Origin of the sequence: Bradyrhizobium sp. CCBAU 65884 (assembly GCF_028128835.1) — a bacterium.
In the GTDB taxonomy this organism is placed as follows: domain Bacteria; phylum Pseudomonadota; class Alphaproteobacteria; order Rhizobiales; family Xanthobacteraceae; genus Bradyrhizobium; species Bradyrhizobium ottawaense.
This window is the reverse complement of record NZ_LBJU01000117.1, coordinates 98,418-112,160: the sequence shown is the minus strand read 5'-3', so window position 1 is coordinate 112,160 and position 13,743 is coordinate 98,418. Positions and strand designations below refer to the sequence as shown.

Below are 13,743 nucleotides of genomic sequence, written 5' to 3'. Positions count from 1 at the left end.
AGCCGAGGCCGGTTGGCCTATAAATCACGGTGACCGCGATGGTGCTGAAGTTCTGGTCGCGCTGAATGTCGCGGGTTCTAGGAGGATTTTTCGTGCAAGAGACGGGCGTGCGCAACGGTGCCTTCGGCGCCGACAAGTTCGGTTTAAAGAATCTCAAGCAGGTTCACTGGAACCTCGGTGCGCCGCAACTCTATCAATACTCGCTCACTGCGGGCGAGGCGGTGCTGTCCGCTGACGGCGCACTCTGCGCCGACACTGGCGAGTTCACCGGGCGCAGCCCGAAGGACAAGTTCACGGTGCGTGACGCCACCACCGACAAGAAGATGTGGTGGGCCGGCAACCAGTCGATCACCGCAGAGCAGTTCGAGACGCTCTATCAGGACTTCCTCAAGCACGCCGAAGGCAAGAAGCTGTTCGCGCAGGATCTCTATGGTGGTGCCGACCCGGCCTACCGGATCAAGACCCGTGTCTTCACCGAGCTCGCCTGGCACTCGCTGTTCATCCGCACGCTGCTGATTCGCCCCGAGGCGATCGAGCTGCCGACCTTCGTGCCGGAGCTCACCATCATCGACATGCCGAGCTTCCGCGCCGATCCCAAACGTCACGGCTGCAAGTCGGAGAACGTCGTCGCGATCGATTTCGCCCGCAAGATCGTCCTGATCGGCGGGTCTTATTATGCCGGCGAGATGAAGAAGTCGGTCTTCACCACGCTGAACTATTATCTGCCCGAGCGCGGCGTGATGCCGATGCATTGCTCGGCCAATGTCGGCGCCAAGGGCGACGCGGCGATCTTCTTCGGCCTGTCCGGCACCGGCAAGACCACGCTGTCGGCGGATCCCAACCGCACGCTGATCGGCGACGACGAGCACGGCTGGGGCCCGAACGGCGTCTTCAACTTCGAAGGCGGCTGCTACGCCAAGTGCATCAAGCTGTCGCAGGAAGCCGAGCCCGAGATCTTCGCGGCCTCGACCCGCTTCGGCGCGGTGCTCGAGAACTGCGTGCTCGACGAAGACACCCGCGTGGTGGATTTCGACGACGGCTCCAAGACCGAGAACACGCGCTCGGCCTATCCGCTCGACTTCATCCCGAACGCCTCGCGCACCGGCCGCGCGCCGCAGCCGAAGAACGTGGTGATGCTCGCCGCCGACGCCTTCGGCGTGTTGCCGCCGATCGCCAAGCTCTCGCCGGCGCAGGCGATGTATCACTTCCTGTCCGGCTACACCGCCAAGGTCGCGGGCACCGAGCGCGGTCTCGGCAACGAGCCGCAGCCGGAATTCTCGACCTGCTTCGGCTCGCCCTTCCTGCCGCTCGACCCCAGCGTCTACGGCAACATGCTGCGCGACCTCATCGCCCAGCACAATGTCGACTGCTGGTTGGTCAACACGGGCTGGACCGGCGGCAAGTATGGTGTCGGCTCGCGCATGCCGATCAAGGTGACGCGTGCGCTGCTCACCGCCGCGCTCGACGGCTCGCTTCGCAACGTCGAATTCCGCACCGACAAGTATTTCGGCTTCGCGGTCCCGACCGCGCTGCCCGGCGTGCCGGCTGAGATCCTCAACCCGGTCAACACCTGGAAGGACAAGGACGAGTTCGACAAGACCGCCCGCGCGCTGGTCGGCATGTTCCAGAAGAACTTTGCCAAGTTCGAAGCCCAGGTGGACGCCGAGGTGCGCGCCGCCGCGCCGGACGTGAAGCTCGCGGCGGAGTAACTTCTCGCAAGATGTGATTGACGTGAAAGGGCGGCTTGATCAGCCGCCCTTTCTTTCGCGGCCTGAGCATCGTCAGGCTGCCTAGCCTGTGCATTGCTTGCGATATTCTGCGGGAGTCGCACTCATATGCCTGCGAAAGATCCGGTTGAGATGGCTCTGGTCGGAGAATCCGCTCAAGAGGGCGATCTCCTTCAGTGCAAGCCGGTCCTTGCGCAGATGTTCGCAGGCGCGCTTCACCTTGCGGGTGAGGACGTAGGCGTGCGGGCGCATGCCATAATGCACCTGAAACTTGCGGGTGAACTGCACCGGCGTGCAGTTGCAGATGTTGGCCAGTTCGTCGAGCGTGATATTCCGGAAGATGTTCTGCTCGATATAGTCCTCGATCATCCGCGCATGCGCCGGCCTGAAGCGCCCTTGCGCACAGGGCAGCTTGAACTGCACTGAGGCATATTTTCGCAGGATGTGGACGCTCGCCTGAAGTGCCATGGCGTCGTAGCAGAGCCGGCCGCCCGGACCTCCTGCGGAAACCTCCTGCACCATCTGGTCAGCAATCCAGGTCAGGACCGGATCCTCGATCCTGAGCAGATCATGAAGCTCGACGCTTTCGGTATCCCGGTCAAAAGCCTCGCTTGCGGTCTTCGCCATGAGACTAGGCGAGATGTAGAAATGACTGACTTCGAGGTCATGGCACCATCGCCAGTTCGAAGCTTCCGCGCGCGTCAGCAGCGTCGTGACGCCGCGGCCGACATGATCCTGCTTCCAGGATCCGGTCACGCGGCGTTTCATCGCCGTGGTGCCTTCGCGATAGATTACGATCAGAAAGTTATCGGACGGCGGCACCCAGATATCGGATGGCGCATAGCGGAACACGCGCAGCCGAAAATCGGCTTTTCCCACCGCCGAACTGTCCAGCATCATTTCGCCGGGAGCATAGCGTGGCAGCTCCTCGACCGTGATGAACTGCCCCATCGCGCGAGCCTCCTCCCTGGAGTTTTGGCGGGTCGACTGCTTGTTGTTCTCATTGGCCGATCGGCAAGGCAGCAGCATAGGCCGGATTTGCCATTTGCCAAGCGAGCTCGGGCGAGGTCGGCGCCGGCCTCCGGCTTCATTCAAAGGATTGTCGGTTTTGTTCAAGCCGGGAACGCAGCCCGCCTCATAGCCTCCCTCGCGTTCCGGGCAAGTGCGGAAGAACGGTGAAAAGCCGCAAGCGCTCGCGGGACCGACAATTGACGCGATGCACGACCATCCGATCACACGACGGGTGAGGAAGGCCGCGCGCTCTGGGAAGAGCCAGGAGGGAAAAATGGCAGAAACGGCGACCAAACCCAATGGAAGCAATGGCGCGCATGTAACGGCGAAATTCGACGCGGTGGTTGTTGGAGCCGGCGTCGCCGGGCTCTATCAGCTCTACCGTTTGCGCGAACAGGGAGTGAAGGTCAGGGCCATTGACGCGGGCGCAGGCGTGGGCGGCACCTGGTATTGGAATCGCTATCCCGGCGCCCGCTTCGATTCAGAGAGCCACATCTACCAGTATCTGTTCTCCGAGGAGCTCTACAAGGGATGGAGCTGGAGCGAGAAATTCCCCGGCCAGCCGGAAATCGAGCGCTGGCTCAACTACATCGCCGACCGCCTCGATCTGCGCAAGGACATCCAGTTCGGGACGATCGTCAAAAGCGCCCATTTCAACGAAGCCACACAGCGCTGGCTGGTCACGACCGACAGGGGTGACGTGATCGACACCCAGTTTCTGATCACCTGTTGCGGCATGCTCTCCGCCCCGCACGTATCGTTTCCGGGACAGGAGACGTTCAAGGGGCAGCTGTTCCACACGGCGCGCTGGCCCAAGGAGCCGGTCGAATTCGGCGGCAAGCGCGTCGGCGTTATCGGCAACGGCGCAACCGGCATCCAGGTCATCCAGACGATCGCCGGCGAGGTCGGTCATCTGAAAGTCTTTGTTCGCACGCCGCAATACATGATTCCGATGAAGAATCCCAAGTACAGCGAGGAAGATGCGGAGGCCTACAAGTCGAAATTCCAGCATCTCACGGAGCGCCTGCCGCATACCTTCACCGGATTCGAATATGATTTCGAGCACGCCTGGGCCGGCCTGACGCCGGAGCGGCGCCGGGAGGTGATCGAGGATTGCTGGAACGACGGCTCCCTGAAGCTTTGGATATCGTCCTTCGCCGAGTTGTTCTTCGACGCCGAGGTCAACGCCGAAATCTCGGGCTTCGTGCGCGAGAAGATGCGCGAGCGACTGAAGGATCCAAAGCTGTGCGATGCCTTGATTCCGGCCGACTACGGTTTCGGGACGCATCGGGTGCCACTGGAGCAGAACTTCCTCGAAGCCTTCCATCGCCCCAATGTCGAGATCGTCAGCGTCAAGGCCAATCCGATCGAACGCGTGACACCCACGGGTATCCAGACCGCGGACGGGACGATCCACGAGCTCGACGTCATCGTTCTGGCGACTGGATTCGACGCCGGAACCGGCGCGTTGACGCGCATCGATATCAGGGGCCGCGGTGGGCGGTCGCTGAAGGAGGATTGGAGCAAGGATATCCGCACCACGATGGGCCTGCAGGTTCACGGCTATCCGAACCTGTTCACGACTGCGGTGCCGCTGGCTCCGTCGGCTGCGCTCTGCAACATGACCACCTGTCTCCAGCAGCAGGTCGAATGGATCGACGATTGCATCAGGTTCGTGCGTACGAAGAACCTGAAGGTGGTTGAGCCGACCAAGGATGCCGAAGACGGATGGGTGGCGCATCACGATGAGATCGCCAATGCGACGCTGATCGCGAAGACCAATTCCTGGTACCTGGGCTCGAACGTCGAAGGCAAACCGCGCCGCGTTCTGTCCTATTGCGGGGGCGTCGGCGCCTATCGGCAGAAATGCAACGAGGTCGCTGCCAGCGGCTACCAGGGTTTTACCATGAATTGAGTGCTCGCGAGGCGCTGCATCGACGGAATTCATCCAGTACAAACGGGAGGACAAAAATGAGCACGAATTTCGGTGCCGCCGCAGACGCCGTTCTCGGCGGCGTCGTCACATCCACGCCGCGTGTGCCCGGCGTCGTCGCGATGGTGACGAACCGCGATCGCAACATCTACGAAGGCGCAGCGGGGAAAAGGCGTGTCGACCAGCCAGCCGAGATGACGACCGACAGCATCTTCGCCATCTTCTCCACGACCAAGGCGGTCACCGGCACGGCCGTGCTGCAACTCGTCGAAGAGGGCAAGCTCGATCTCGACGCACCGGCCAAGCGCTACGCTCCGGACATCGGCAAGCTCCAGGTCATCGAGGGCTTCGATGCCGCGGGTGAGCCGATGCTGCGGGCGCCCAAGCGGGACATCACCACGCGGATGCTGATGACGCATACCGCCGGTCTCAGCTACGACTTCATCAACCACACCTACAACCGCCTGGCCGAGGAGAAGGGTCAGCCCAGCGTCATCACCGCTTCCAAAGCCTGCCTGATGACGCCGCTGCTGTTCGATCCGGGCGAGCGCTGGGACTACGGCACCAATCTCGACTGGTGCGGCCAAATCGTCGAGGCCATCGCCGGGCGCCGGCTTGGAGAGGTTTTCAATACGCGCATCTTCGAGCCGCTCGGAATCAAGAGCATGACCTTCGAGCTGACCGACGCCATGCGCAGCAAACTGGCGGGGATCCACGCGCGCGGCGCCGACGGCTCGTTGACGCCGATGGATTTCGAGCTCCCCGCCAAGCCTGAAGTGCATATGGGCGGCCATGGCCTTTACGGCACGGTCGGCGATTACATGCGTTTCATCCGGATGTGGTTGAATGACGGTGCCGGCGAGCATGGCCGCGTGCTGAAGGCGGAGACCGTGCGCATGGCGGAGAAGAATCATCTCGGAGACAAGAAGGTGACACCGATCACCGGCGTCATCCCGGCGCTGTGCAATGATGCCGAGTTCTTCCCGGGCCAGCCAAAGTCCTGGGCGCTCTCGTTCATGATCAACGACCAGGAAGCACCCACCGGGCGTCCCGCCGGCGCCCTCGGCTGGGCGGGCCTTGCCAATCTGTTCTATTGGATCGACCGGCAGAACGGGTTCGGCGGGTTCTGGGCCACGCAGATTCTTCCGTTCGGCGATCCAACGTCGTTCATCGGTTACATGAATTTCGAGACGGCGTTTTATCAGAGCCTGAGGCAGCGAATGGCGGGTTAGGAACCCCGGCAAGAACGGGACGACGGGTGGCGAAAGCTCACGCCTTGAAATACGCGATCTGTGTCGAGGTCGCGAGCAGCCTTCCGTTCGGCGACCACAGCTCGGCGTTCTGGTCGGCGTAGCTCTTGTGCATGATCTTCGAATCGGCGGTGGCCAGCACGCGCGTGATGTCCTCAGCCGCGAGCTCGTCGCTGTCGGTGTGGAAATAGGTCGTCAGCGACACCGTGCCGAACGGCACCAGCTCGCGCCGAGCGTGGAAGATGCGGCCGAAAAAGGCGTCCGACATCGACATCAGCGACAGCATGTCGAGCTTGCGCGGCGTGCGGTCGCTGATCCAGATCTTCGAATAGGTGCTGGCGGGCTCGGCCTGCTGCGGGCCGATCCGCATCTCGCCCTCGACGAAGCGGAATTCATACTGGTTGGCCCAGGACGCCGCGATCTTCGGGAACGGCAGCGTCGCTTCGAACGGCTTTGCATCGGGATATTGCGCCACCCGGTGCTCCCAGGACGGCCGGCGCTCGGCGAACACCGCGGTGGCGAGCGTTGCGACCTCGCCGCCGCCTTGGCTGAGCTCGACGCTCCAGTGCTGGCTGGAGCGGTTGGCCTTCACCAGCCGCACGTCGAGATCGAACGGCCCCTTGGCGATCGGCGCGCAATAATTGACCGTGAGGGCTAGCGGATCGCCGGCGCGTTCCGGATGGTCGATCAGCGCGCGCAAAATGGTCGCGGCGGTGGCGCCGCCGAACGGGCCGACGAAGGCCCAATAATCGTCGCTGGTGTGCCCCTGCCAGCTGGAGTCGCCGGCGGTGACGCGGGTGGCGTCGTCGAAGGGGTGCGGGAGCTTGGCGTGCATGTGTGTTTCCGTCTGTCATTCCGGGGCGATGCGACGGGACCGCGTAGCGCGGCCCAGAGCATCGAACCCGGAAGCTCGAGATTCCGGGTTCGGCTCTGCGAGCCGCCCCGGAATGACGGTCGTCATATCACAGCCATTGCCCGGATGCGCAATTACGTATCGAGTAACCGCGCTTCCATGCTGCGGAAAAATCAGCCCGCGGCGTCGCGCAGGTTCGGCAGCAGCGGCGTGGTCGGATTGACCGGCACGTTCCAGATCTCCTCGGCGTATTCGCGGATGGTGCGGTCCGAGGAGAACCAGGCCATGCGCGCGACGTTGAGGATGGAGGCACGGGTCCAGGCCGGCGAGACCAGCCAGCGCGCATCGACGCTGCGCTGCGCCTCGTAATAGGAATCGAAATCGGCGCTGACCATGTAATGGTCGAGATAGCGCAGCGCGTGCGCGATCGACTCGAAACGTCCGGGGTCGCCGGGCGAGAACTCGCCGGTGCCGATCGCATTGATGGCGCGCTGCAGCTTCGGCGAATTGAGGATCAGGTCGGAGGCGTCCAGCCCCTGCTTGCGCCGGATCATGACGTCGCCGGCCTCCATGCCGAAGATCGCGATGTTCTCGGCGCCGACATGGTCGCGGATCTCGATATTGGCGCCGTCGAGCGTGCCGATGGTGATGGCGCCGTTCAGCGCCAGCTTCATGTTGCCGGTGCCGGACGCTTCCATGCCCGCGGTCGAGATCTGCTCGGACAGGTCGGCCGCCGGAATGATCACTTCGGCGAGGCTGACATTGTAATCGGGCAGGAACACCACCTTGAGCTTGCCGCCGATCGTGGGGTCGTTGTTCACGACCTCCGCGACGTCGTTGATCAGCTTGATGATCAGTTTTGCGTAGCGGTAGCTCGCGGCAGCCTTGCCGGCGAAGATCTTCACCCGCGGCACCCAATTGCCGGTGGGATCGTCCTTGATCGCCTGGTACAGCGCGACGGTCTCGATGACATTGAGGAGCTGGCGCTTGTATTCGTGGATGCGCTTGATCTGCACGTCGAACAGCGCGGTCGGGTCGACCTTGATGCCGAGCCGTTCGCCGATCAGGCGCGCCAGCGCGGTCTTGTTGTGAAGCTTGACGCTGCGGAACTTCTTCTGGAATTCGACGTCGCTGGCGCGCGCTTCGATCAGCGAGAGCTGGGTCGGATCGTCGAGCACCGCCTCGCCGCAGGTCTCGCGCAACAGATCGGTCAGCTTCGGGTTCGCCAGCATCAGCCAGCGGCGGAAGGTGATGCCGTTGGTCTTGTTGGTGATGCGGCCGGGATAGAGATGGTTGAGGTCGTGGAACACGGTCTCACGCATCAGGTCCGAATGCATGCCCGAGACGCCGTTGATGCGGTGCGAGCCGACGAAGGCGAGCTGGCCCATGCGCACGCGGCGCCCGCTCTTCTCATCGATCAGCGAGACCGAGGCGCGGAAGTCGATGTCGCCGGGGCAGCGCGCTTCGGCCAGCGCCAGATGCTGCACGTTGATGCGGTAGATGATCTCGAGATGCCGCGGCAGCAGCCGCTCGAACAGCTCGACCGGCCAGGTCTCCAGCGCCTCGGGCAGCAGCGTGTGGTTGGTGTAGGAGAGGGTGGCGACCGTGATCTTCCAGGCCTCGTCCCAGCGGAAATTGTGCAGATCGACGAGGATCCGCATCAGCTCGGTGACGGCGAGGCTCGGATGGGTGTCGTTGAGCTGCACCGCGACCTTGGACGACAGGCTGCGCAGCTGGCCGTCGGACGCAAGGTGTCGCTTGACGAGATCCTGAAGCGAGGCCGAGACGAAGAAATATTCCTGGCGCAGGCGCAGCTCGCGGCCTGCCGGGCTCTCGTCGTTCGGATAGAGGAATTTGCAGATCGCTTCCGCGCGCGACTGCTCGGCGGTGGCGCTGACATAGTCGCCCTTGTTGAAGGCATCTAACTTCAACGGATCGGGCGAACGCGCCGACCACAGGCGCAGCGCGTTGACGTGCTGGCCGCGCCAGCCGACGATCGGCGTGTCATAGGCGATCGCCTGCACGGTCTCGCCCGGATGCCAGATCGCGCGGTCGCGGCCCTTGTCGTCGACATGCTCGACGCCGCCGCCGAAATTGATGTCGTAGATCACTTCGGGCCGCTGCAATTCCCAGGGATTGCCGAAGCTCAGCCATTCGTCGGGATATTCCTGCTGCCAGCCCTGGTTGATGATCTGGCGGAACAGGCCGTAATCATAGCGGATGCCGTAGCCGATCGCGGGGATCGACAGCGTCGCCATGCTCTCCATGAAGCATGCTGCGAGCCGCCCGAGACCGCCATTGCCGAGCGCGGCGTCCGGCTCGCATTTGCGCAGCTCAGGCAGCGAGACACCGAGATCGCCGAGCGCGACCTCGAAGATCTTGAGCAGGCCCATGTTGTTGAGCGCATCGGTGAAGAGACGGCCGATCAGGAATTCGAGCGAGAGATAATAGACGCGCTTGCGGCCCGCGTCGTAGCTGTGCTTCTCGGCCGTGAGCCAGCGATGCACGACGCGGTCGCGCAGCGTGAGCGCAGCGGCCTGATACCAATCGTGCCTGGTTGCCATGCCGGCATCCTTGCCGATGGCAAGGCGCAACTTCGCCAGGATCGCGCCCTTGATCTCAGCCAGCGCGAGTTCGTCGATGGGCTGCGCGGAGGCGGGAAAACTGGGCTGGAACGATTGATCTTGCAAAGCCGTCACTTCCTGGTCGAAAGAACACTACTCACCCTACGCGTCCTGCCCCTGCACCGAAATCGTCACCGGCGCGGCCGTGCATTGCGCTGGCGTCGATTTATGCAAGGAATGGGCCGCTTTGGGAACCCGGACGAGCACGGAGAAACCGGGATTCGGTGCTAAGATTGCCGATCAATTCAGCCATCAGTGTGGAGGAACATTCCCATGAGACTGCTGATCGAAATCGCCGCGGCGGCCCTGCTCGTCGTCTGCATCAGCGCCTCCAGTGCCGCGTTTGCCGCCGGCAAGCCCGGGCGTAGCGCCGACGGCCTGAGCTGCGGCTTCACGGTCCCGCAGAATGCCTCGCCCGCGGCCCGCTGCGCCGCCATCAAGCGCCAATGCGGCGGCAAGTTTCATGCGAATGCGTGCGGCGACAGGCTGATGTCCGCGGCGAATTGAGCGGCGGCGGCCATCGCGCGTCGCAAGCCGCCTTCAAGCCGCCTTCAGGCCGCCTTGGCCTGCACCGCATCGCAAAACTCGGCGAGACGATCCGCAAGCCGCAGCGTTGCCGGGCTCGCATCGGGCGAGGCCATCAGCGCGACCTCGGTCTTGTTGATCGGCGCAAAACCGTCCTTCGCCGTCAGCACGCGGTGGTCGGACTGGATCGACATTTCCGACAAGATGCTGAGGCCCATGCCGGCGGCGACCGCGGCCTGGATGCCGGAGAGGCTCGATGAGGAATAGGCCATGTGCCAGGCGCGGCCGACGCTTTCCAGCGCGTGGATGGCGCCGGCACGATAGAGGCAGCCGGTCGGAAAACCGATCAGCGGCACGGATGCGGCATGGACATCGACCGGATGGCCCTTGCTGGTGACCCAGTGCACGCGCTCCGGCCAAACCGCGATGGCGCCTTTCTCGCCGGCCGCACGCTTGAATAGCGCCACGTCGAGCTCGCCGCGTTCGAGATCGCGCGCCAGATGCTTGCTCTGGTCGGCGCGCACGTCGAGCCGCAGGCCCGGATGCGAGCGCGAGAACGCGCCCAGTAATTTGGTCAGCCGGTACGCCGCGAAATCTTCGGGGATGCCGAGCCGGATTGCGCCTTCGCCATCCGGCTGGCGCAGCACGTCGCGCGCCTCCTCGGCGAGCGAGAGCAAACGCCGCGCGTAAGAGAGCAGCCGCTCGCCGGCCTCGGTCGGGCGCACATTCTTGCCGTCGCGGTGCAGGAGCACCTGGCCGATATCGTCCTCCAGCCGCTTGATCTGCTGGCTGACGGTCGACTGCGTGCGATGGACGCGCTCGCCGGCGCGGGTGAAGCCGCCGGCCTCGACCACCGAGACGAAGCTGCGCAGCAGCTCGAGATCGAGCATAACCGCCCTCCATTCGAAAATCCACTGATAGAGAGTTAATCATTTAATTTCCAAATGACAAGCGAGCTCCCTAGATCGAGGCTCAGGAGAATGCCCCCATGTCGCTCGCCCCCTCGATTCCCGTTCCGCGCAGCCGCTTCAACACGCTGCCGCTCGCCATTGGCCTGTTCTGCCTGCTCTGGAGCTACGCCTTCGTCGCCGGCAAGATCGGCGTCACCCATTGCCCGCCGCTGATCCTGCTCGCCGCGCGCTTCTCGCTCGCCGGCATTTTGATCCTGGGCGCCACGCTGATCCGCGGCGACAGCTGGTCGTTAACCTGGCGCGATGCGGCGATCTTCGCCGTACTTGGGATTGCCAACAACGCGCTCTATCTCGGGCTCGGCTACACCGGCCTGCAATCGGTCTCCGCCGGCCTCGGCGGCCTGATCGTCTCGGCCAATCCGGTCTTCACCGCGGCGCTCGCGACCCTGCTGCTCGGGGAAGGCATGACCTGGCGCAAGGCCGGCGGCCTGCTGCTCGGCATCACCGGCGTGACCCTGATCGTCTGGCATCGCCTGTCGGTCGGCATGGATTCCCTGCATGGCATCGTCTTCACGCTGGCTTCGCTCGCCTCGCTCGTTGCCGGCACCATCCTGTTCAAGCTGCTCGCGCCGAAGGGATCCTTGTGGATCGGCAACGGCGTGCAGAACCTTGCCGCCGGCATCGTGCTGACGCCGGTCGCGTTCACCTTCGCCGACGTGCATGCGATCGATGTCACGCCGAGCCTGCTCGGCGCCTTCGCCTTCCTCGTGCTGGGGGGCTCGATCCTCGCCTATTGGCTCTGGTTTCATCTGCTGAAAGTGTGCGGCGCCACCGCCGCCAGCGCCTATCATTTCCTGATGCCGCCGCTCGGCATGCTGTTCGCGTATCTCGTGCTCGGCGAGCACGTCGAGGCGCGCGATCTGCTCGGGATCATTCCAGTCGCGCTCGGCATCTATCTGGTGACGCGGCCGGCGAAGGCGGCCGCCTAGAAGCTGTCATTCCGGGGCGAGGCGAAGCCTCGAGCCCGGAATCCATCGGGCACCAACTCCGCGGATGAATGGATTCTCAGGTGCGCAATTGCGCACCGGAGCTCGCGCTGCGCGCGCCCCGGAATGACAGCGGCTAATCCTTCCGAAACACGATCGACGCCATCCATCCCGTCATCAGCGCCATCGCGGCGGTGACGAGGCCATAGATCAGCCCGTTCTGCCTGGCGGTGGTCGCGACGAACTGCTCGAAGCCGACCTTGACGATCTCGAACGCGGTCTCGGTCTTGCCGATGAACGCGCCGTTCGCAAACAGTCTGATCTCGACCTCGTAGGTGCCGATCGGCACCTCCGCCGGCAGCGGAATGCCGGTGCGAAACAGGGTCGGCGTCAGGAACGTGACGGCGCTCGGATCCTCGCGATAGAGCCCGCGCTGGGTGCGCAGGCGGATGAAGGCCGAGCGGAATGCGTCGTTCGGCACCACGTCGGCATAATCGCCGCCGACCCGCTGCGTCAGCAGCACGTTGTTCAGCCCGATCTGCTGCCGCCGCGCGATCTCGGGCGAGGTGATCGCCTCAAAGGAACGGTTGGCGAACAGCGCCAGATAGCTCGGCACCTGCAGGAACTGCCGGTAGTCGGTGTTGATCCAGATGCCGAAGGTGCGCTCCTTGCGCCGCGTCACCATGTCGGCGCGCGGGCCCATCACGGTGACGACGAGATCATAGGCGGTGCGATCGGCGGGCGTCGTCGCGTCCTTCTCCACCGAGCCGAACAGCACCAGCTCCTCGCCGGAATAGTTCGGTGTCACCGTGACGCGGTGGTTGGACACCGACACGATCAGCCGCTCGGCGCGCGCGGCTGATCCGAGCAGCAGGACGAGCAGGAATGCGAGAGCTGCGCGCATCATCCGCTCACCCCCAGCTCGCGGATGGTGAAGAGATCCTCCGGCCGGATCACCAGCTCGATCGCGAAGCGGATTCCGACCGAGAGGATCAAGAGGCCGAGCAGCAGCCGCAGCTGCTCGCCGCGGATCTTCTGCCCGGCGCGGACGCCGAACTGCGCGCCGGTGACGCCGCCGACCATCAGGATCAGCGCCAGCACGGCGTCGACGAGGTGATTGGTCACCGCATGCAGCATGGTCGCGAACAGCATCGTGACGAGCGTCAGGACCATCGAGGTCCCGATCACCGTCGAGGTCGGCACCCTCAGCAGATAGATCATGATCGGCACCAGGATGAAGCCGCCGCCGATGCCCATGATGGCGCCGATGAAGCCGATCATGATGCCGACGATCACCACGGGGATGACCGAGAGATAGATCTTGGAGCGCTTGAAGCGCATCTTCAGCGGCAGGCCGTGGATCCAGTTGTGGGTGCGGCGTGGCGGCAGCGCGCCGCGCCGGGTCCGCATCAGCGCGCGCAGGCCTTCCGAGAACATCAGGCTGCCGACGGTGCTGAGCAGCACCACGTAGGAGAGCGCGATCATCAGATCGAGCTGGCCGAGCGCGCGAAGCTGCGTGAAGGTCCACACGCCGAGCGCCGTGCCGGTCACGCCGCCGCAGAGCAGGACGCTCGCCAGCGCCGGATCGATCGCGCGCCGCCGCCAGTAAGACAGCGCGCCGGAAAACGAGGAGGCTGCAATGTGGCTCGTGACGGAGGCGACCGCGACCGCCGGCGTGATGCCGATGAAGATCAGCAGCGGCGTCATCAGGAAGCCGCCGCCGATTCCGAACATCCCCGAGACGAAGCCGACCGCGGCGCCCATGGCCAGCACCAGGAAGACGTTGACGGGAAGATCGGCGATCGGAAGATAGAGCTGCATCGAAGAACCATACGCCGGCGAGACGGATCGATTGTCGCGGAATGCTCGCGGGAAGGTCGGAACGGTTGCCGCGCCCCTCAATAGCGGAATTTGCGGTTGGGA

11 protein-coding genes are annotated in these 13,743 nt (G+C 64.0%); 5 read left to right on the top strand and 6 right to left on the bottom strand.

Going from position 1 to position 13,743, the window contains the following annotated elements:
* The first annotated feature begins 92 nt into the window (after positions 1 to 92).
* Positions 93 to 1,709 (top strand): phosphoenolpyruvate carboxykinase, encoded by a 1,617-nt coding sequence (locus XI03_RS19175; protein ID WP_152102026.1) that lies wholly within the window; start codon positions 93 to 95, stop codon positions 1,707 to 1,709.
* An 81-nt stretch (positions 1,710 to 1,790) separates the two neighbouring features.
* Here XI03_RS19175 and XI03_RS19170 read toward each other — a convergent pair whose 3' ends face one another.
* A complete protein-coding gene (locus tag XI03_RS19170; RefSeq protein WP_038950725.1) occupies positions 1,791 to 2,678 on the bottom strand; it encodes a helix-turn-helix domain-containing protein in 888 nt (295 codons plus the stop codon).
* Positions 2,679 to 3,012: 334 nt separating this feature from the next.
* Between XI03_RS19170 and XI03_RS19165 the strand changes: the two genes are divergently transcribed.
* Both XI03_RS19165 and XI03_RS19160 read left to right on the top strand, forming a co-directional pair.
* Positions 3,013 to 4,653 carry a flavin-containing monooxygenase gene (locus XI03_RS19165; protein ID WP_271592928.1) on the top strand — a complete coding sequence of 547 codons (1,641 nt, stop codon included), beginning with the start codon at positions 3,013 to 3,015 and terminating at the stop codon, positions 4,651 to 4,653.
* Positions 4,654 to 4,709: 56 nt separating this feature from the next.
* On the top strand, positions 4,710 to 5,903 hold the full coding sequence (locus XI03_RS19160) for a serine hydrolase domain-containing protein (RefSeq protein WP_095425105.1): 1,194 nt from the start codon (positions 4,710 to 4,712) through the stop codon (positions 5,901 to 5,903).
* 37 nt (positions 5,904 to 5,940) lie between these two features.
* On the opposite strand, the gene XI03_RS19155 is transcribed toward XI03_RS19160, so the two are convergent.
* Positions 5,941 to 6,756, bottom strand: a complete 816-nt coding sequence (locus XI03_RS19155) for an acyl-CoA thioesterase (RefSeq protein WP_038950728.1) — start codon at positions 6,754 to 6,756, stop codon at positions 5,941 to 5,943.
* Between the two features lie 191 nt (positions 6,757 to 6,947).
* The gene (locus XI03_RS19150; RefSeq protein ID WP_271592927.1) at positions 6,948 to 9,464 is read right to left on the bottom strand and encodes a glycogen/starch/alpha-glucan phosphorylase; all 2,517 of its coding nucleotides are present in this window, start codon (positions 9,462 to 9,464) and stop codon (positions 6,948 to 6,950) included.
* Between the two features lie 207 nt (positions 9,465 to 9,671).
* On the opposite strand from XI03_RS19150, the gene XI03_RS19145 reads away from it, so the two are divergent.
* Positions 9,672 to 9,905: a hypothetical protein gene (locus XI03_RS19145; RefSeq protein ID WP_271592926.1), complete on the top strand. Its 234-nt coding sequence runs from the start codon at positions 9,672 to 9,674 to the stop codon at positions 9,903 to 9,905.
* A gap of 44 nt (positions 9,906 to 9,949) precedes the next feature.
* Here the strand turns inward: XI03_RS19145 and XI03_RS19140 are convergent, their stop codons facing one another.
* Complete coding sequence (locus XI03_RS19140) at positions 9,950 to 10,813, bottom strand: LysR family transcriptional regulator (protein WP_028139819.1); 864 nt, start codon at positions 10,811 to 10,813, stop codon at positions 9,950 to 9,952.
* Positions 10,814 to 10,911: 98 nt separating this feature from the next.
* Between XI03_RS19140 and XI03_RS19135 the strand changes: the two genes are divergently transcribed.
* Entirely contained in the window at positions 10,912 to 11,823 is a 912-nt protein-coding gene (locus XI03_RS19135; protein ID WP_271592925.1) for a DMT family transporter, read from the top strand.
* 133 nt (positions 11,824 to 11,956) lie between these two features.
* Here XI03_RS19135 and XI03_RS19130 read toward each other — a convergent pair whose 3' ends face one another.
* Complete coding sequence (locus XI03_RS19130) at positions 11,957 to 12,727, bottom strand: TIGR02186 family protein (protein WP_271592924.1); 771 nt, start codon at positions 12,725 to 12,727, stop codon at positions 11,957 to 11,959.
* On the bottom strand, positions 12,724 to 13,641 hold the full coding sequence (locus tag XI03_RS19125) for a sulfite exporter TauE/SafE family protein (protein ID WP_028139822.1): 918 nt from the start codon (positions 13,639 to 13,641) through the stop codon (positions 12,724 to 12,726). The genes XI03_RS19130 and XI03_RS19125 overlap by 4 nt, the downstream gene beginning before the upstream one ends.
* Positions 13,642 to 13,743 lie beyond the last annotated feature (102 nt).